Source organism: Trichocoleus sp. DQ-A2 (genome assembly GCF_039961915.1).
Classification (GTDB): domain Bacteria; phylum Cyanobacteriota; class Cyanobacteriia; order Cyanobacteriales; family FACHB-T130; genus FACHB-T130.
The window spans coordinates 187,240-205,612 of record NZ_JAMPKD010000004.1; the positions used below are offsets into that span (position 1 = coordinate 187,240).

The following is an 18,373-nucleotide window of genomic DNA, read 5'->3' on the forward strand; positions in this document are numbered from 1 at the left end:
AAATCATTTACATGTCGCCTACAAATGCCACAAAAAACAGTTCCGTACATATCCTATCCTCAAATAAAAATTGATGGAGATGATGCTCCTGCGAGTTTGATGGAAGATATTCTTCAAATCTCCGTGGAAGAAAGCCTCCATCTCCCAGCCATGTTTACCCTAGTCATTCGGAACGACTACTTTCCGGGGCGCGAAGGAGATGAACTTTGGCGCTACGAAAACTTATTAACAATTGGTAAACCCGTTCAAATAGGTTTTAAATCCAGCACTACAGAAGATGCTGATTTTGACGATCCACAGCAGGGTAACATTCTGAATGGCGAAATTACAGCAATTGAAACCCACTTTACCAGTGGTTCTCAAGCTCCGGTCGTGATTCGCGGGTATGACGTTTCCCACCGCCTACATCGGGGACGCTACAACCGCTCTTTCCAAAATATGACCGACACTGACATTGTTCGGCAGATTATTGGTGAATTGGGGATTACAGCGGGCACCATTGACGCAAGTGGTGGGCCTTATGGCTTTGGCGATCCTGTTGGCTATATTTTCCAAGAAAATCAAACCAACATGGAATTCTTGCGAGAAAGGGCAGCCCGGAACGGTTTTGAGTTGTTTGTGCAAGATGGGAAACTGCACTTCCGCAAGCCGGTGGCGGGTGCTTCTTTGGCTCTCAAGTGGTTGCAAGAAATACATAGTTTCCAAGTTCGGGTAACAAGTGCCGAACAGGTAGATTCTGTTGAGGTAAGAGCTTGGGATTATCGAAGTAAACAGGTGATTTCCTCTACTAAAAGCAGTCAAACAACACAAGTCATTACCGATACCAAACAAGGCAAGGGCAAAGCAACTAGCACTAGCTTTAGTAGTACTCCTAAGATGATTGTTGTCGATCAGCCAGTCTCTTCTCAGGCAGAATCAGATGCGATCGCCCAAGCTTTGTATAACGAGTTATCGGGGGAATTTGTCTACGCTGATGCCAAAGCTGAAGGCGATCCGCGAATTCGACCGGGACGGGTCGTGGACTTGGCAAGTATGGGCAAATACAGCGGCAAGTATTACGTCACGACAACTCGTCACGTTTATCAGGAACGTTTCTACACCACCGAATTTAGCGTGCGGGGATTGCGGGGAGACGATCTTCTGGCAACCCTGTCTCCCCGAACCCATCTCCAAGCAGGACAAACGTTGTTAGTGGGGATTGTCACCAATAACAAAGACCCCAAAAAATGGGGTCGAGTGAGAGTGAAACTTCCCACTTTAACAGAGGCACACGAAAGTAACTGGGCAAGAGTGGTGGGAGCCGGAGCTGGTGTAAATCGCGGGTTTGACTGTCTGCCGGAGGTCAATGACGAGGTATTGGTTGCCTTTGAACACGGCGATATTCATCGCCCCTACGTCATTGGCGGTGTCTGGAACGGTACAGATGCACCGCCGGAAGATGTGGATAATACAATTTCAGGTGAAGGTAAAGTCCGGTTGCGGACATTTAAAACCCGTACCGGGCATAAATTACAGTTTGTGGAAGAGGATAAAGATACTAGCAAAGCTGGCGTCTACATTGAGACAATAGGCGCTCATAAATGTCACATGAATGACAGCGAAAAGTTTGTGGAAATTAAAACCACTGACGGTCATTATGTGCGCCTAGACGATCAAAATAAGAAGATCGAAATTAAAACCAAAGGCGGTCATAAGATCCTCATCGACGATCTCAATAAGAAGCTGGATATCACAACAACTGGTGGTCAGAAGTTGCTGATGAATGACATGACCAACACCATCACGATGCAGGCAGTGCAAAAAGTGAGTATTTCAGCACCAATGGAAATTCTGCTGCAATCAGGCCCTAGTAGTATAAAACTGGCACCTGCTGGCATAGAACTTCAAACCGCAGCCAAGTTAAGCGCTCAAGCAGGCGGAGTTTTAGATTTGAAGTCTGGGGGTGCTGCCACTATGAAAGCTGGTGCGGCATTGTCACTGCAATCTGGCGGTGCTTTGTCGGCGCAGTCGGCTGCTACTGTGAGCGTACAGTCTGCCGGAGCGTTGAACCTGCAAGCAGGTGCTGCGGTGGCGATTATGGCAGCTGCCACAGCGAGTATGACCGCACCGCTGATTCGGCTGAATTGCTAACAATTAAAAGGAGCAAGAAAGAAGAAATTGCGATCGCGACCAATGGCTAATGCCTAACCATAGAAACGTGGTACACAATTAGCCATTCTCGATTAACGATTAAGGAAGGTTTTATGTTACCAGTAGCCGTATTGGGCGATGTCGCTAGTGGTAGTCCCATTATCGGACCGGGGGCACCAACCGTTTTAGTTATGGGGCGACCTATCGCTTGTCTGGGAGATGCTGTCACGGGTCCGTCAATTGCTGGCGCTCTCGCGATGCCTTGTTCTGTCACCGTTCTGGCTTGCGGGCGTCCAGTGGCGCATATGGGCACAATGACAGTGGGAGCAACTCCTACTGTGCCTCCAGTTCCCATTTCTTTACCTGTGATTGCCACAGGAGTCACTGTATTAGTTGCTCCTTAATGAGCAACTATAAGAGGTAGAATTCGTTATTTCTAGTTTGGGTTAGCGATCGCTTATTCTTTAAGGTGCGTCGGCAAATCCCGACGAACGCATCCCTGAATTGCCCAAATCATCCTCAACAGGGAATACTTTAAACTTCCTTATCGAATTCCCCAGACTTTGATGGTGTTGTCGTAACTGCCACTAACAATCGTCCTTCCATCTGGGGTTATTGCTACGGAACTCACTGCGTTTGAATGCCCCTCTAGCGTACCTCTGCACTCGCACGTCTCAAGATCCCACACTTTGATGGTGTTGTCTTTACTGCCACTGACAATAGTTTTACCATCCGTCGCTATTGCTATGCAAAGAACATAGTCTGAATGTCCCTCTAGTGTGCCCTTACACTCGCACGTCACGAGATCCCACACTTTAATAGTATTGTCCTTACTGCCACTAACAATCGTCCTTCCATCCAGGGCTATTGCTAAGGAATAAACTCGGCGTGAATGCCCCTGTAGCGAACCCTTCCACTTACCTGCTTCGATATCCCACACTTTGAGGATGTTGTCATCATTGCTACTAACAATCGTTTGATCGTTCGGGGCTATTGCTACGAAATAAACATCCCATAAAAACTTATTTACCATGCGGAGGCACTCCCTCGTCTCTTTATCTAACGCTTTGATGGTTTTATACTGACGACCATGAATCAAAGTTTTACCATCTGGGAATATTCCTAGTATTTGTAGGCTGCGCTGACACTTGCCCGTCAGAATATCCCATACGTTGATACTCGTTAAGCCCCCTCTACCACAGAAGTTGTTGTCCCTACTAGCACTGACAAAAGTCTTACCATCTGGCGCTATTGCTACAGAATCAACCCAGCCTAAATGCCCCTCGAAGGTGCCCCTGCACTTACCCGTCAGAATATTCCACACTTTGATATTCATATCGCCACTGCCACTAACAATGGTTTTACCATCCGGCACGATCGCTACCGAACTAACATAGTCAGAATGCCCCTCAAAGGTACAAAGACATTCAAAAAATTGATAAGGATTGAATTCTTGCAAGGCAATTTTGACTTTCGTTTCTGTCCTTGTCCGCAGTAGCGAGTACGTAGCCCACATTACCTGTGCCGATTCATCCAGCAAAGCAGGAATCACCAAATCTAAGCCTGACTCGCCATAATAGAGGGCACCGCTTAATGCAAGAATTCTTTGCGCTGACACTGCACTAGCCAAGCGTCTCTTAACAGCTTCTAACCCGCCAAAGATAACAGCAAGACTAATGGAAATGTCTAATGAAAGGTCTTGAATCGCAACTAATTTGCCTTGATAAAATGTCATCCCCAAAAGAGGTTTTAAGAAGATTCCATCAATGAAGTCTTTACCTAAGGTGATTGTCCCAGTAAAACGGGTAAAAATTTTAAGATTCCGATAACAAAAACCACTATGGTTATCGTAGGTTGGCATAACTCCTTCTATAGGTTTATGACCACCAGTAACACTACCGACAGTCATTTCCTTCAAAAACAATTCTTCATTAACAATTTCATAGGTTGAATAAAATCCTCTCCGGCAAGCTGTAGAAAATAGAATCTCTTTCATCCCATAGTCGTGCGGTCTAATTAAGACTCCTACTTTTATTACGTTTGAAGGAACTGATTCCTCATTTAAAAAATCAAACATTTTATCTTCTATCCCATCAAAATCTACCGATTCTTCGGCTGTAGAATTAATTCCATCAACTGGATATTTTAACGAAGGTTCTAAGCCAGCTAAATAGTAAATTCCTCCGTTATAGATGAATTTTTCCCTTATTTGTTCTGTCATAACAATAAAAGAATCTTAAATTCGGTGTCTAAATCATATCTGTAAGAAAACCACAGATTTGAGCTTGCACTTTCGTAAAGAATAATGTTACTTTTCAGCAGAATCTCTTCTAAGCACCCTTCAAAAGTCTCGTTCAGGCGCTAAAGTTTCTCGTCCTAAACCTTAAACGCTCCGCAAGCGAAAGCATCCCGCTCCACAATAACCTCTGTCTTCAACTGCTGACCAATTCGCTCCAACCACTTGCGCTGGGGTACTGTCCAAGCGCGACTTTTTACATTACTAATTCTTGGAGTATGCCTCGCATACAAGGAGCATCCCGGTTTTGTAAAACCTCCATTTCCATCAAAAACAGGATACTGGGTAGAGAGTCAACGATTAGTTAGCCACTAAACACGGGGTAGCTCCCGCAGTGTCAAACTGATTCAGGTTATTTAAGCAATGTTGTATGTGCTGGTGACTGGCTGCGCTTGGCGACTGTTGCCTTCGGCTACAACCCGCTTTGAGGTGGAAGGGCACCGCCCCTAGAACCTAGGGCTACAGCCAGCTTGGGATAACTCGACTTTTGGCGAATAGTCGGGGACTTTCAGCTTTAGTAAAGTAGCTGCGATACTAGGCACAGAGTCACTTTTATGCCAGAAGGATCGGATAAGCAGCGCAGCCACTTGGGTACGGGATGGTCTTTCCCACTACGGGTGAACGTACAGGGAGGGCTTCAACTCAGTTCGGCAGAACGGAATATTGAAGAATCTATTCGGATTATCCTGCGGACTGAAATCGGAGAAAGGGTGTATCGGCCCAATTTTGGGTCGCGCTTATCGGAGATGGTCTTTGCCCCCATGAATACTCAAACCCTTCTCCTGTTGCGCTTGCACGTCCAAGAAGCTCTAGAAATGTGGGAGCCGCGCATTGTCATCGATTTGGTGCGGACTGACCCCGATCCCATCCGAGGTCGAGTGGATATTATTGTGGAATACCATCCTAAGGGCACTTATGATGCTCGGAGCTTGGTCTATCCTTTCTATCTGAACGGCAAAGAGGAGTGATGGTTCATGAGGGTTTTGAGTAATAAGAGAATTCTTTAATTCAAAATCCCTACTCATTTATCGCATTTCTATAACTTTTGCCCAATTACTAATTACCAATTCCTAGTTACCGATTATTTATTAATAATGGACTTTGATTTTTTACCCAAGTTACCGAAGTCTGATTTAGATGATCGGACATTCAAAGATTTAGTAGATGAGTGCATTCTACGGATTCCTCGCTATTGTCCGGAGTGGACGAATTATAACCCTAGCGATCCTGGCATCACGCTGATTGAGCTATTTGCGTGGCTGACCGATCAAATGTTGCTGCGGTTCAATCAAGTTCCCCGTCGCAACTACGTTGCTTTTTTAGAGTTGCTAGGGGTTCGCCTACAAGCTCCGGTTCCCGCTCAGACAGACCTGACTTTTTATCTAAGTGCTGCTTTGCCCGAACCGTATACGATTCCATCTGGGGTGGAAATTGCGACCGTCAGGACAGAAACTGAGCAAGCGATTGTCTTCAGTACCAACCAGCCCCTGGTGATTGGCAAGCCCAGTATCCGACATTTTCTAACCGCTCAGACGGTTGAAGATACTCCCCAAATGTTGCGCGATCGCTTCACGAACCTTTGGACTCTGCGCCCAGACGGTGAGTGGATGGGCAGAGAATTAGCCTTTTTTGATGAGCAACCCCAGTCGGGAAATTGCTTTTATCTGGTATTCGACCCGGAGGACGAATGCGAAGGGAATGTTCTGGCAGTCAAGTTTAAAGGAGAAGTTGCGACATCTACTGGGATTAATCCCGACGCGCCTCCTCGCCGCTGGGAAGCTTGGAATGGCGCGTACTGGCAGCCGGTTTTGTTGCAGGAAGCCGATGATGGCACTAAAGGATTTAGTTTCAGCGAATTCGCCCGGACTGGGAGCAATCCCCTCCAAAGTGGGGACGTCGTGCTACATCTGCCCCAACGTTGGCCTGTGAGCCACTTTCTCACCTACCAGGGTCGTTGGCTGCGCTGCGTTTACAGTCACATCGATCCTACGCAACCGGGTTACAGTAGTTCCCCGCGGATTGTGAGTTTGTCGGCGAGAGCGATTGGCGGTACCGTCCTCGCTTCTCAATGCGAACAGATTAGAAATGAACTTTTGGGAGAAAGCGAGGGTACGCCCGGTCAAACTTTCCAATTGCAAGGCGTTCCTGTCTTGACACGGCGGGAAGATGAATACATTTTGGTAAGTCCGCCTGGAGCCTTGCCTCAAATCTGGACAGAAGTCAATGACTTTGCTGATTCTGGCCCTCAGGATCTTCACTACACGATTGACTCGCGGACTGGGATGGTTCAGTTTGGCCCCCTGATTCGAGAACCCGCCCAACTCCAGCAGCAGACCCAGTTGCGCGCGAGAACGCAGATGCAGCACCTTGTAAGCGATCGCCTGTTGAATGCCAGTTCCCGTCCTGAAGAAGTGCGATCGCTAGAGCGTCAATATGGTGCAGTGCCGCCCAAAGGCTCCGCGATTCGCATGGTCGCTTACCGCACGGGAGGAGGTCGAAAAGGCAATGTTCAACGGGGAACCATTACTATCCCCAAGTCAGCCGTTCCCTACGTTGCCAGAGTCATTAACCATACCCCCGCCCGCAACGGTGCCGACGCCGAATCTTTGGAAGATGCCGTCGTCCGAGTGCCAGCAATGCTCCGCACCCGCGATCGCGCTGTTACCCCCGAAGATTTTGAGGTACTGGCACTACAGGCAGCAGGCGGTGGCGTTGCTCGTGCGCGTTGTCTGACCCCTACCGATAGTAGCGAAGCCGGAACCGTTCGACTGATGCTGGTGCCCCAGGCGAATACGGATGCGATCGCGCGAGGCGAAGGCATTCACCCAGACCTATTTTCCCTCAGCCCTCAACTGAGCGAGCAAATCCATGCTTACCTGAACGAGCGACGACTGCTGGGAGTGCAAGTGCGTCTGCAAGCACCTGAATATGTCGGAGTGTCTGTTCAAACTGAAGTGGCACTGGAGCCAGAGTACAATAACCCCCGCGCCCAAGAAGAAATTCTGCTGAAATTACGGGTAGCGTTGTACCGCTTCCTCAACCCACTTACTGGCGGAATGGATGGGAAAGGCTGGCCTTTTGGACGCCCCGTTTATCCTTCAGACATTGTCACCTTATTCCAGCAAATTCCAGGCGTTCGCTATTTAGGTGTGGTGCAGCTGTTTGAGTTGCGTCAGCAGGAACAAACCTGGGTTCGTACACTGCCTCAAAATCCGGTCATCGATCCCGGCCCTTTAGGGCTAGTCTGTTCCTGGCTGAACACTCGCCTGCGCTCCGGTCATGTCGTCAACCTCATTCAATAAAGGACTGAGGGATGAGGACTGTTAGCGAAGCGGTGCGAAGCACGGACTCAGTGCAAGTGTGAACAGAATGAGAAAGTAGTATCAGTTCTTCTCAATTTTTAACTGCTGGCTTCTGGCTTTCCACTGTCTGATTTTTCACTGAGTTTTCCGCCCTCACCCCTGATTTTCAGCACTCACCACAGACCATGACTCAAAGCACGTCGCACGGTAAAATCTTACACCTGACACTCACCCCCATGCAGCTTGCCGAGGCAGTTCAGCCAATGGGGGCGAGTAGCACGGCTAATGCCCTGGCACTCACTGGCAGTGTCAGTACCGAAGGCATGACGAGCAATCAATTGCTCGTGTATCCAGGCGAACCCAGTGAAATGGTGGTGCAGCTAAAAAACCTGGGAACCCGAATTCTACAGGTGAACCTGCAACTTGAGGGCAACTTCCCAAGCCAGTGGTATCGCATTGGGATGGAGGGTCATGAAATTGCTCCAGGTCAGCAGATGGATGCGGTGTTATATTTCCAAATTCCAGCCAACTTCTTTGAAAATAACCAGTCTTTAGAGTCGGGTGGAACCCTAGTCGTCGATTATCATAGCCGCCTTCATGTGTACTATACAGAGCAAGGAGGCACGGGCGGGCTTGTCACACCAGCCAGACAACTGATCGAATCCGCAGCCTTCAACCTCTATATCCGTCCTCGCAGTCTCTACCTGGATTTTTTGCCCAGTCTCTATCGGGAAGTAGACTTTATTGGTCGCTTTTTGAAGATTTTTGAGGAGACTTTTGAACCCGCAGTGCAGTCGATGGATCTCCTGTGGGCTTATTTAGATCCGTTAACTGCGCCAGCGACGCTGTTACCCTTTCTTGCCCACTGGGTAGCATGGCCGATGGACGCCCGTTGGAGTCTAAATCGGCAGCGATATCTGATTCGTCAGGCGGTAGAACTTTATCGCTGGCGAGGAACGCGACGGGGGTTGCGGCTCTATCTACATCTCTATACAGACTTGCCACTCGATGAGCATCTCCCTGAAGAAGCTGATAAGCACATTAGTATTGAAGAAATCTTTGGTAAAGGTTTCCTTTTAGGGGAAACCCGCCTTGGCGAAGACTCCATGTTGGGTGGTGGGCGTCCTTATCACTTCATTGTACGCCTGCGACCTGAGCGACCTGGTCAAGTCGATGAAGGATTGGTGCGGCACATCATCGACCAAGAAAAACCGGCTTTCTGCACTTACGATCTGGATATCGCAGAGGTAATCGGTAGTGGGTAATCTGAGTAAAAAAACCATGAGTCATTAATAATTAGCAATCATTAATTAGCCATTAATCATTATGTTTCCACCACCCCCAACGAATCCTTTAGAACGTCTCCAAGTTACTGATGGTCTGTTGATGAATGCCGACCGTTGGCGTCGGGCGCATGAGTACCATCGACAGCGGCAGAATATCCATTATCAGTCTCTTAACCAGCCAGGAATTGTCTGCGGTTTGGGCGTGCGCTTGATTGCAGCACCTGCGGAAGTCGCGCCGCAATTCCGGGATGGGCGTTGGGTACAAATTCAGCCGGGAATTGCAATTGATTTAGCGGGGAATCCGATTGTTGTTTCCGAACCGATTGAATTTCGGGTGTCGGGTGAGACGCTGACAGAAAATCCGCAGATGGTTTATCTAGCGATTAGTTACGTAGATCCGGAAAAATTGCGCCGGAAAGAGTCTCGTGAATTTGAAAAAGAAACCTTCCGGCTTGATGAAAAGACCACTCCACCGAGTGAAATGGAAGTGGAATTGTGCCGAATTTTTCTGCAATCTGAGTCAGAGGAATTAGAGAATCCCAAGGATGTATTTTTTCCGGCAGTTAATAGCTTAGATTTACGTTATCGAGCGATCGCGCGATCGCGTCCTCAAGCAGTTGTCCGCGTTGCCCAAGTGACGCAGCAGCAACCTGCCGATGGGCGCAGTTTTTCCAATCTTTCGTACTTACTCAATTCGGTTCCTGCACTTTACCCAAGCTTGCAGGGAGCGGATCTGATAGGACAAGTTCCCTTTTTGGGTGCCGAAAAGTCTTTGCCGCTTGCCGCTTTAGGCTATGACCTGCTTTACTTTACAGGTCGTCAAGCACTCTCTCTCAACGATCGAGAATTTGAAGCCCTCAAAAATTATTTAGAGACAGGGGGTGTTCTGCTAGTTGATGCTGCTACCGATGCCATAGAACTGATTGAGAGCATCATGGCGATCGCTCAACAACTCGGAACTCCTTTAGAGGATATCAAACGCTTGAGCCGAAATCATCCCTTGCGGACACAGCCTTTCTTGTTTGCAGCCTTACCTAGTTTAAATCAACAGCCCATTCAACTCGGCTATGGAGGAGGAATTATCTTAGTCGTTGGCAATCTCTCAGCAGCATGGGGATTAGATGACAAGCTTTTACTACCGCGAGAAACGATTCGTACCGCCCAAGAATTAGGAATAAACCTTCTGCATTTCGCATGGCGCAAGCGGCAACTCACCCAATTATTAAGGGCAGACAATCCTGTGTCAACCGTTGCTAAACCGTCTGTCAAACAAGCGATTTTTGACAAATTACAATTTTAAAAAATTCTCTGTCCCAAACAAAAACCAGGCATTTTTCCGGTATTCTTATTTGTTGCGAGTAACGAGTAACAGTTATTTAGATATCTAGATACTAGAGTAATTCTAATGAACTAATAAAATTTTCGCTTCTTTCCTTCTTTCTTAGCGCCCTCTGCGTCTTCGCAGTTCATAAAAAAAGGTAGCTTTCCTCAATTAAATAAGACTGCTATCGCTAAAAAGGTATATTTTCGATGGTAAATAAAAGTTTAATCTACGCTAAATTATCCACCCAGCTACTTCGATACAAACCGGGAGGTATACAAGCTGCCTTTGAAGTAACAGTTACAAATGAAAGCAATCAATTTGCAACTTTTCAAGTAGAACTACTAGCCGCTGGTGCTGACTCTAGTTTAGCTAATTCCTGGTATAAACTATCTCCAGGAATTAGCGCCAAAACACCCCCTGGAGATAGTACAAAGTTTTATGTAGCGATTACTGACACGCCCGTTCCTGGGTTTGTCGGCAAAATGAATATCACCGTCCGCATCTTCTCAATGGAACTGCGGGAAGAAGAAAGACAACTTCTGAGGATATCCATTGAGCAGGGAACTGGCTCTATCCCCATGCAGGTTGAGCTGCCAGTCCGAGAATTTGTTGTTCATCCGACAGATTTGATCGAAATACCAGTCTGGGTATACAATCCCAGCCAACTGTCCACCAACGTCGTGCTACATTTTGCGGGCATAGAGCCGACTTGGCTAGCCGAGAGTGCCGAACGACGGCTGCAAGTTGCACCCGGTAGCAAGGTAGAAACAAGTTTCTTATGCCAAATACCCATTGCCACCCTTGCTCCCAGCCAGTTATACCCTTTTTCCGTTGAATGTACTCAGCACAATGGTCCTCCATCAAAGAATGCAGGAGCCATTAAGGTTGTTGCTGCGGGATTTATAGATTTCAGTTGCACCCCAGCCTTACAGCAAATCCCTCCATCGCGAAATTGGCTGCCGAGATGGAAGTCTAACTCCGCAACTTACAAACTCAATTTTGAGAATGCCAGCAATTTAACTCAGCAAGTAAGTTGCGAAGTCAATGCGGAAGATCGGCGGAGATTCCATTTGCAGATCATCCCTGAAGTGGCAGACCTGAAGCCAGGTGAGACGACTCAATTACAGCTAGTCTGTACGAGGAAACGCCGGTGGTTGGGTTCAGTTCAAAGATTTCTTTTGGAAGTTAAGGCGATTGTGTCGGATGAGCGCTTAGATGTCCGAAATGACACCCAAATCTTGAAACTGCTTGTCCGGCCAGTTCTCCCTATCTGGATGCAGTTAACTGGATTAATCCTGCTGCTTTTCTTGCTCTGGGCGCTGTCGTGGTTAAACCCTTACAACCCATTTTGGGGACACAAAGCTTCTGTCACGTCGGTGCAATTTAATGGACTCGGAGAGCAACTCATTACTGGCTCGAATGACCAAACCGCAATTAGATGGCGCACTTCAGGCTTTCTGAATCCCTTGCTTAATCAACAAATGGGAGTTGTGGGAAAGGCGGGTAAAGCTGTGCGGGTCATCCGCTATAAACCAGTAGACAATGATGTGGTTGCCGCAGGCTTGGAGAATGGAGAGATCCAGCTATGGAATGTATCGGGAGAAAGAAAGCAACCGATAAATTCTTTCTCGTTCCAAAAGGACGATCGGGTTTTAGCTCTAGAATTCACCAAAGACTCGCGTTATCTATTAAGCGGTCACGGGAGTGGTTTAGTTGCAGTGTGGGATGTGGAACGCGACCTCGACAATCCTAACGCTACCAATCAACCGCTGCGAGGGAAGAAATTTGATTTTGTCGTGAATGCTCTGGCATTGGTGGGAAAAGCGGATAAAAACCTAGCGATCGCAGGACGCTTCAACCAATTTGTCGTCTGGAATTTGGCAAAAGACAAGTGGGGGCGCGTATCCTATCCTCGCCAAGGAGGTCAGGAAGATTACATCGTCAGCTTGGATAGTGCTGAATACAAGCCGAATCTTTTAGTCACTGCTGATAACCAGGGGTACATTACCTTATGGAATATGCAAAAATGTCTTGCCGAGCAGGGACCTTGTGAAGTTTTGGATGAATGGTCGGATGGTCATGGCGGCAAGTCAGTTCGCTCGGTAGCATTGAGCGCAAATGGTTGCTACTTGGTGAGTGGAGGGGATGACGGACGAGTGATGCTTTGGCCTCTGACTGCTGAAGGTAAGCGGGATTCTCAGTTAAAAGGCAGAAAAATCGATGGCTCGTTTGGTCAGTCTTGGCATATTAATAGTGTAGATATTAAGACGGTCGGAAACTCTATCTTTGTGCTGAGTGGTAGTGACGATACTGAAGTGAGGTTAAAACGTGCGGATCGGCTACCCCAACTACAGTGCGACCAACAAAACTGAGGTGAAAAAACGGAGAACTGAGCGAGAAGCCTCACTGAGTTTTCAGCCGTGTAGAGACGCCGATTTATCGCGTCTCCTCAGTCCTTATTTCTGGGGAGGGAAACAATGACAACGAGACAACCGTTCGATGCTGGTTCCTTAGAGAGACAGGATGAAAAAGCCGGTGGTCTCACAATGGTCGATGTCCTGACGCTGCCTGAGTCCCAGCGACAGATCGTGCAATGGATGATGCGTAAAAAATCCGAAGTTAGTCTGGCTGAGGTGGCAGATCGTACAGGCTCAGGGGAAGACGTAGCGATCGCGCTGTTGGACGATCTGGTTGCTCAAGGCTTTGTACAGGAGACGGAAGTAGCAGGCGAATTACGCTATCGGATGCGTCTTGCTGCCAAACGAGGCGCTCAGCAGTTGCCTAAAACCATCCACCAAGCGCTGGCTCCCGGTAATCCCCTCGCGGTGATCCTCAATCCTTCCGGAGACTACGCCCTCGTCGCCGGAGCGACCTTCGATCTCTGCATCACGGTCAGCAACAAGGGCAATCAAAGCGCCTTAATTGATATTTTTATCGATGAAGTATCCCAACCGCTCCGTCAGTGGTGTACTTCTCCCCATCAGCGACTGGCGTTAGGTTCCAACTCTACCAGCGAGGTCATCTTTCAGTTTCAGGTGCCAGTCGAGACGAAACCGGGCACCTACCCCTACCTGTTGGTCGTCGATGCGCCGCAGCACTACCCGGAAGATACCCCGATCCGCCATCAAGCGCGACTTCAGGTTTTACCGCCGATTGAGACTGCCATTCGGGTTAGCGATCCTACCTTTAGTCTTCAGCCAATCACCAGTTCTGCGGTTCCGGCTCGTCTCCAACCCGGTTCGCTGTTGCAAGTTGTGGTGAACGTACACAACCGCTCTGCCAGAGTCGATCGGTTTCGGCTGATGTGCCCGGATTTGGACGAGAAATGGTTTAGCGTGCGTTATCCGGAAGGGCTAGAGTCGCCGGGACTGGTGACAACGACGACAGGATTAGACCTCAACCCCGGAGATACTGGGCAAATTCTGCTGGTGTTAAACCCGCCAATGGACGCGCTGGCAGGAACTTACTATCCTACCGTTCGCTTATATTCTGTTAACAATCCAGACTTGGTATTGCTGGATGTCATTTACCTAGAAATTCTCCCGACTTACCTTCTGACCGTAGAATTCCGCACCCTGGTCGGTAAGGTGAGACGCCTATCCGGATTGTACGAACTCAGATTAAACAATGGGGGCAACACCTCGCGCGAGGTTATCCTGCGAGCCAAAAGTTTGGATGAGGAGGATGTGTGTTCTTACACGGTGTCGCCTTCCTTGATACGGATAGCGCCTTTTTCCTTAGCCATCGCCGAAGTTCAGGTAAAACCGCTTAAGTGGTGGCGTCGCCCTCTGTATGGGGGAGGGAGGTTGATCGGCTTCGGCGTTGAAGTTGAAGATACGCAGCAGTTGCCCTTAATTAATGATGCCCCACAAGGGACGTTGTATTGGGAACCCCGTCCTTGGTGGCAGTTCCTGTTGGTACTACTGCTTTCTTTAGGAATTCTGGTAGCGATCGCTTTCCTGATTTGGTTGATCTTCTTTAAGCCAAAGCCGTCGCCAAAAATTCTTCAATTTAGCTCTTCAGATGCTCTCTATCAAGCCTCTGAAGATGACTTAATTCGTCTGAGTTGGCAAATTCGCCACCCAAATCAGATCCAGTCGCTCTTGCTCACCGGGCAATCGCCCGATGGTACAGCTACCGTTGAACCCATTTCTTACGATTTCCGCCAGGGTGTTCCAGAGCAACTCAAGTCATTTTGCGCGATTCGTCAGGTTTTAATCTGCAAAAATGTGCGGACAGATGCCCGCAAAGCCGGTGACTATGTTTTTGAACTGAAAGTCTTCTCCAAAAAAGGAAAAGATGTCGCATCGGATACGCTGAAGACCAGTCCGATCAAAATTGAACCGGAGCCTCCCCCAAAAATTATCGAGTTTTCCTCTACAAGACCGATTTATGCAGAAGTCCCTGGTAAGCCCACCAATGCCAATAAAATTCACCTCAATTGGAGAGTCGTGAATCCAGAGCAGATCAAAGAGTTGCAGTTGATCGGGCGATCGCCTGACGGTACGGTAAATAGTGTATTGAAGCGGTTTGACTTCAGCAAAGGTGTTGCAAAGGGTTTGGCAAAATACTGTACTGCCGAAGCAGCGCTAATCTGTAAAAATGTGCCTACAGATGCCCGCAAACCAGGAGACTACATCTTTGAAATGATGGTCGTTCCCAATACAGGACAACAGGAACCATCAGATTCCAAGAAGACGGATGCGATTAAAATTACAGCCCAACCTTCGAGAATTGTTAATTTTAAAATCAACAATCAAGAAGCTTTACCCAAATATATTGTTCCAGTCAATCAGGTAAAACCTGGTGAAATTATTAAAATATCTTGGAAAGTAGAAGGCGGCAGCAATATTAAAGTTGAGCTGCTTCCGGCACCCGGTACGGTTCCCGCTCAGGGCAGTATCCCCTACACTCTCAGTCAGAAACCGGGTAGTGAAACGATTACGCTGCAAGTCACCAATGGAGCTGGCGAACAAATTAGCAGAGCAGTTACCATTGAAACTTTTGAACCGCCACCCCCACCGCCACCTGCTGCCTTAGCCCCGGCTCTACCTACCTTAGTCCCCGCTCCACCTACCTTAGCCCCGGCTCCAATCGTCCCACCGCCGCTGCCCCCAGCGCCCCCTCCCGGAGCAGCGGGTGCCCCCGCCGCAACCTCTGCCCCTGGTACCCCAGAGGCTTCTGGCACGGGTGCCCCTGCTGCCGGTACTGCCACTGCTACTCCTGCCGCTGGTACTCCTGCCAATCCTGCTACCGTACCAACCCCCAGCGAACCAGGTTCGCTCTCGCCCTCTGAATTACCCCCCCGTCCTGACTGACTGAATTAACTGCTGGGTAAGTAAGCGAAGCAATTCAATTGAAGATTTTTGGAGGTGGGATTGACCTAGCAAGCCCAACACTTACAGGGGTGACGCGATCGCTTAACCCATCCCACAAATAATTAATCCTACTTACTGACTAGGTCTTGGGGTTGGGGGTAATGCATCTAATTAGCTTTTTCCCCCTACAGCTCTGTCACTCTTAATTGAGGAAGTAGGGAATTTTCGACTAAAAAGTTTCTAAAAACCGTCAAAATTTTATTGAATCAGCACTACTTAATACCTGATGTCAACAAAAATGTAAAGGAAAGTTAACAATTCAGGATTTTAGAAATGTCAGCATTTTTAAATAAAAATCCACTGCTAGAACGCCCATTCTATATATAGAAAGTAAAAACAGCGTGGAGCAGTGGAAGTGTCAATCTGCTGGAGACTAGACTTGTTAATGTTTTTGTCTTAAAACTTAGTAGCGCCGAGAAAAGCCACCGCTACTGGGTCTGCGATTACCACCGCCGCCGCCAGAGGGTCCTCTATCTTCACGAGGTTTGGCTTTGTTAACTTTCAAATCTCGACCCATCCACTCCGCTCCATCTAGAGCTTCAATGGCAGCCGTTTCTTCAGCTTCAGTTTCCATTTCTACAAAACCGAAACCCCGTGGGCGGCCTGTCTCGCGGTCAGTGGGTAGCTGAACCCGCTTAACAGTTCCGTATTCGGCAAAAACTTGGCTGAGGTCTTCTTGGGTGACGTCGTAGGATAGGTTGCCTACATAGATTGACATGGAAGTATCTCGCTTTCTGCAGATGGTGTAGAGACTTAGATTCGGAGAGACGCCTGTCAACGTAGACAACCAACTCACTTAGCCGAATTAAATTCTCAGTGATTAACTTAGCACAGGATCGGGCTTCAGGCATTCGCCATCAAGGAAAACAATATGAAATTTGTCAAGGGAATGATTTCGTAATTTAAAGAGTGACAATTTTCTGCGAAGCATTGCGGTTTATACACAAGGTAAAAACAACAGCTATACAGGGGTTCTAACCGCTACGGATGCGGGAAAAGTCATGGGTTTTGGAATCTTTACGAGACTGGATGCTTCTTAGCATATAGAGTGGGATAGCGATTATGGCAGATGTGGCTTTTAAGAACTTTGACAAAAAGTGGCTACTCGACTGGCACAAGTGACTCTCGCCAGCGCACACTTAAAGATGTACTCAAGAGGCTCCTGAACTCTTCTTATGTTTCCAGCTGAACCTCCGGCTTCTGGTAGTGGCTTTCGCGCTCTGATGAAGAATCGGCCTTTTCTCATTCTTTGGGTAGGGCAGATCGTGTCTCAGGTAGCAGACAAGGTCTTCTTCATTTTGTTGATTGCATTGCTGGAAAACTATCAGACGTCGCTGATGGGGGCAAATTCTATGCGTTCCGCCATCATGGTAGCTTTCACACTACCTGCAATCTTCTTTGGCTCAGCTGCCGGTATTTTTGTAGATCGCTTTCCAAAGAAGCAAATTATGGTGGCTTCTGATTGGATTCGCGCTTTATTGATACTATTGCTTCCGATATTGCCAAAGCAGTTTTTAGTTCTCTTAGTAATTACGTTTTTGCTCTCGACAGTTACGCAATTTTTTGCTCCAGCAGAGCAGGCGGCGATTCCCCTATTGGTGAAGCGCGAAAATTTGATGACAGCAAATGCGCTGTTTACAACCACCATGATGGGGTCTCTGATTGTCGGTTTCTCTGTGGGAGAGCCGCTGTTGAGTCTAGCCAGAACTTGGGGGGGAACGTATAGTCAAGAACTTATGGTGGCGCTTTTGTACCTATTGGCTGCTGGTCTCAGCCAGTTAGTGAAAATCGTTGAAACTCCAATTCCGATTGGCTCGGTGGCAGTTCATCCTTGGAATGACCTTAAGGAAGGCTTCCGTTATTTATGGAAAAAACGCCTAGTTCGGACTGCGATGGTGCAGCTGACGATTCTATATTCGGTATTTGCGGCTTTAACTGTACTGGCAATTGAGCTGGCGAAGGAAATCGGTCTCAATGAGCCGGGTCAATTTAGCTTTTTGTTATCCGCTGCTGGGGTGGGTATGGTTTTTGGTGCGGGGGTATTGGGGCATTGGGGCGATCGCTTCCACCACAAGCCTTTGCCTCTGGTGGGTTTTTTGAGTATGGGCTTTGTGTTGGCTGTGTTTACGTTGACGACAAATCTCTGGATGGGCTTAGGATTAAGCGCCCTGTTGGGTCTGGGTGCCTCGCTCATTGGCGTACCCATGCAAACTCTGATTCAAGCCTCAACCCCAGAAAATATGCGCGGCAAAGTCTTTGGGTTTCAGAATAATGCTGTCAATATTGCACTGAGTGCGCCACTAGCGATCGCTGGCCCACTTACGGATCAATTTGGTTTGCGAGGCGTTCTTTTGGGAATGAGCATTATTGTGAATATCGTTGGGGTCTGGGCGTGGCTCAGTACCCGTAATGTTTTAGAAGATGTCATCTAGCTTGAAAGGAGGACTGAGGAGTAACATCTTGTAGCCAGTCCTTCCTAGAAACGCCTTTGCCTTTTGCTGGGTAAGGGGACGCGCTCAGCGTTACAACCCAATTGAAGGCGCGTTCATTAAGTCAGCCGCCCTTAGCCAGTATCCTTGGCGCACCTCCTTCTTGGTGGCGTGAACCGAAACAATAAACCTTAAAGTCACAGAAAATAAACACTCGCGAGTTTTTGG

Annotated in this window: 11 protein-coding genes; 9 read left to right on the forward strand and 2 right to left on the reverse strand. The window is 48.0% G+C overall.

Going from position 1 to position 18,373, the window contains the following annotated elements; all coding sequences use genetic code 11:
- Positions 1 to 24 precede the first annotated feature (24 nt).
- Together NC997_RS05290 and NC997_RS05295 are read left to right on the forward strand one after the other, a co-directional pair.
- Positions 25 to 2,130, forward strand: a complete 2,106-nt coding sequence (locus tag NC997_RS05290; protein WP_190528442.1) for a VgrG-related protein — start codon at positions 25 to 27, stop codon at positions 2,128 to 2,130.
- A gap of 113 nt (positions 2,131 to 2,243) precedes the next feature.
- Positions 2,244 to 2,534, forward strand: a complete 291-nt coding sequence (locus NC997_RS05295; RefSeq protein ID WP_190528444.1) for a PAAR domain-containing protein — start codon at positions 2,244 to 2,246, stop codon at positions 2,532 to 2,534.
- A gap of 140 nt (positions 2,535 to 2,674) precedes the next feature.
- Here the strand turns inward: NC997_RS05295 and NC997_RS05300 are convergent, their stop codons facing one another.
- Positions 2,675 to 4,351 carry a WD40 repeat domain-containing protein gene (locus tag NC997_RS05300; RefSeq protein WP_190528446.1) on the reverse strand — a complete coding sequence of 559 codons (1,677 nt, stop codon included), beginning with the start codon at positions 4,349 to 4,351 and terminating at the stop codon, positions 2,675 to 2,677.
- Positions 4,352 to 4,980: 629 nt separating this feature from the next.
- Between NC997_RS05300 and NC997_RS05305 the strand changes: the two genes are divergently transcribed.
- From NC997_RS05305 to NC997_RS05330, 6 genes are all read left to right on the forward strand, one after another.
- Positions 4,981 to 5,394, forward strand: a complete 414-nt coding sequence (locus tag NC997_RS05305) for a GPW/gp25 family protein (RefSeq protein WP_190412625.1) — start codon at positions 4,981 to 4,983, stop codon at positions 5,392 to 5,394.
- Positions 5,395 to 5,520: 126 nt separating this feature from the next.
- Complete coding sequence (locus NC997_RS05310; RefSeq protein WP_190528449.1) at positions 5,521 to 7,728, forward strand: putative baseplate assembly protein; 2,208 nt, start codon at positions 5,521 to 5,523, stop codon at positions 7,726 to 7,728.
- Between the two features lie 185 nt (positions 7,729 to 7,913).
- Entirely contained in the window at positions 7,914 to 8,993 is a 1,080-nt protein-coding gene (locus tag NC997_RS05315; protein WP_190528451.1) for a phage tail protein, read from the forward strand.
- A gap of 61 nt (positions 8,994 to 9,054) precedes the next feature.
- Entirely contained in the window at positions 9,055 to 10,314 is a 1,260-nt protein-coding gene (locus NC997_RS05320; RefSeq protein ID WP_190528453.1) for a DUF4159 domain-containing protein, read from the forward strand.
- Positions 10,315 to 10,544: 230 nt separating this feature from the next.
- Positions 10,545 to 12,710 (forward strand): hypothetical protein, encoded by a 2,166-nt coding sequence (locus tag NC997_RS05325; protein ID WP_190528455.1) that lies wholly within the window; start codon positions 10,545 to 10,547, stop codon positions 12,708 to 12,710.
- 105 nt (positions 12,711 to 12,815) lie between these two features.
- Positions 12,816 to 15,656: a hypothetical protein gene (locus NC997_RS05330; RefSeq protein ID WP_190528457.1), complete on the forward strand. Its 2,841-nt coding sequence runs from the start codon at positions 12,816 to 12,818 to the stop codon at positions 15,654 to 15,656.
- Positions 15,657 to 16,119: 463 nt separating this feature from the next.
- On the opposite strand, the gene NC997_RS05335 is transcribed toward NC997_RS05330, so the two are convergent.
- Positions 16,120 to 16,434 (reverse strand): RNA-binding protein, encoded by a 315-nt coding sequence (locus NC997_RS05335; protein WP_190412631.1) that lies wholly within the window; start codon positions 16,432 to 16,434, stop codon positions 16,120 to 16,122.
- Positions 16,435 to 16,891: 457 nt separating this feature from the next.
- Here NC997_RS05335 and NC997_RS05340 point away from each other — a divergent pair, with 457 nt between their 5' ends.
- A complete protein-coding gene (locus NC997_RS05340) occupies positions 16,892 to 18,148 on the forward strand; it encodes an MFS transporter (protein ID WP_190528459.1) in 1,257 nt (418 codons plus the stop codon).
- The last annotated feature ends 225 nt before the right edge of the window (positions 18,149 to 18,373 follow it).